We start from the raw sequence: 2,180 nt of genomic DNA, 5'->3' as shown, positions 1-2,180 counted from the left end.
ACCACGGCTCCGGACGGCACGACGTTTACCCCGGGTGACAATGCGCCCGACGGTGTCAAGGTCAACGAGAACACCGGCGAGATCACCGTCACCATCCCGGAGGACGCGAAGCCGGGTGACAAGATCACCGTTCCGGTCGTTGTCACCTACCCGGATGGCTCTAAGGACAACGTTGATGTGACTGTTACGGTGGAGCAGCCGGATACCCCGCCGACGAAGGACAACGAGAACTACGAGCCTGGCTACGAGGACGGCTCCGGTAAGCCTGGTGAGGATGTCACAATCGACAAGCCTGACTTCAAGGACAAGGACGGTAACAACACCACGGCTCCGGACGGCACGACGTTTACCCCGGGTGACAACGCACCCGATGGTGTGAAGGTCGACGAGAACACCGGTGAGATCACCGTTACCATCCCGGAGGATGCGAAGCCTGGCGACAAGATCACCGTTCCGGTCGTTGTCACCTACCCGGATGGCTCTAAGGACAACGTCGAGGTAACCGTCACAGTCGAGCAGCCGAACGTGGGAGACCGTGACAAACCGGAGATCGATACTGGCAAGTGCATCGCCAGCGCCCTCGGCTTCGGTCTTCCAATGATCGCGCTGCTGCCACTTGGCCTGGCTTCCCAGGTTGATGTGCCGGGCCTGACGCCGATCGCGAATGAGCTGTCTGCGCGTCTGGAGCAGGTGAACTCCCAGATCCAGCAGCAGATCGGCGTGTACAACCCGCAGATGGCCAGCCAGGTGGCGGAAATCAACGCCCGCCTGAAGTCTGTTGGCGCGGATCTGTTCACGGTGGTCACCAGCCTCGCGTTGATCACTGCTGGCATCCTGACCGGCACCATGATCTACAAGAACTGCGTGCCGGATGGCACCACGGACGTCACGGTGGAAGACCTGAAGCTGAAGGGCTCTTCCGGCAAGGAGTATGAGTTGTCCTCGAAGAAGGACAACACCAGCAACTAACTACAGGCCATAAACCCCGGCGCAATAAGGTAACCAAAACGCCAAAGCGCCGGGGTTTCGTCTGCCCAACACCCCGAGTTTCAATATCCACCCACACACCTACAGGTGCAATAATCAACACCCATGAATAACCGGATCCTGGTTCTGGGCAAGGGCCCGGTCGCTTACCAGCTTGCAGAGGCCTACCGTCAGCTCGGCTTCTGGCCCACGATCGATACCCCGCAGGCGCTCACAGAAATCCTGAACACGCACCCGGATAACCGCCCGTCACTCATCGCGGTGGCGGAAGAACAGGTGCTGGACGCCGAAACGCTCGAAACTCTTGAACAGCTTGAGCAGCAAGAAACCCGCGTCGTCCCCTCCAGTCACGCATGTGAACTAGCCACGGACCGCGAGGCCCTTCGCACCAAGGCAAGCGAAGAACTCGGCCTACCAACGCTGGCGTACAAACTGGCCACCACCAAAGAAGAAATCGAACAGGCGGCAGAAGAAATCGGTTTCCCGCTGATTCTCAAACCCACGAAGGGCCGCGGCCAGCACGTGGCCACCACCACAGAAGAACTCAACCACCCGTTTGGCAACCGTGAGGTGATGGTGGAGCGCTATATCGAGTTTGATTATGAGGTCACCATCCTCACGGTCCGTTCCATTGATCCGAAGACGGGCCAGTTGGCCACGTGGTTCTGTGAGCCGATCGGTACACGTCATGAGGGGGCCAGGCTTGTAGAGTCCTGGCAGCCTGCACCGCTTACGGAAGCTGCGCGTGACAATGCACGCTCCATCGCTGCCCGCATCACCGGCGCGTTGGGTGGGCACGGCCTGTTCGCCATCGAGCTTTTCGTGGATGGGGAAGAGGTGTACTTCTCCCAGGCCACGCCCCTGCCAGGCATGGACGGCCTGCTCACGTGTGCAACACAGCGTTTCGATCAGTGTGAACTCTTCGCGCGCGCCTCGTTGCTTTTGCCTATCGACGTCACGTTGACCTCCCCCGGCGCCTCCCACCTCAAATACCGCCTGGGTGATCCCACATTGTTGGCGAAGGCGCTGTCGGTAGATGAAACCCGCGTCCAAGTGCTCGACGGCGCCGTGGCCGCCCACGCGACTGCGGACACCATCGAGGAAGCGCGACACCGCGCACAGGAAGCTTTAAGCTAACCTTCGAGGGCCTGCCGTTGGCCCTTCGGCCCACCAGAAGTGCCCCCGTTATGGGG

Annotated in this window: 2 protein-coding genes; both read left to right on the top strand. The window is 60.3% G+C overall.

What is annotated here, in order from left to right; translation table 11 throughout:
• On the top strand, nucleotides 1–969 hold a 969-nt coding region (locus HMPREF3104_RS07775), incomplete at its 5' end, for a YPDG domain-containing protein (protein ID WP_210386494.1).
• Nucleotides 970–1,092: 123 nt separating this feature from the next.
• Nucleotides 1,093–2,124, top strand: coding sequence for an ATP-grasp domain-containing protein (locus HMPREF3104_RS07770; RefSeq protein WP_070495068.1), 1,032 nt, complete (start codon nucleotides 1,093–1,095; stop codon nucleotides 2,122–2,124).
• Nucleotides 2,125–2,180 lie beyond the last annotated feature (56 nt).

This window comes from Corynebacterium sp. HMSC30G07, from assembly GCF_001806945.1.
Lineage (GTDB): Bacteria > Actinomycetota > Actinomycetes > Mycobacteriales > Mycobacteriaceae > Corynebacterium > Corynebacterium riegelii.
The sequence above is the reverse complement of the archived record's forward strand: the minus strand, read 5'-3'. Positions and strand labels throughout refer to the sequence as shown.

Excerpts from the sequence above, each read along its gene's own strand:
- HMPREF3104_RS07770 (WP_070495068.1), top strand. The coding sequence starts at position 1,093 with ATGAATAACCGGATCCTGGTTCTGGGCAAGGGCCCGGTCGCTTACCAG.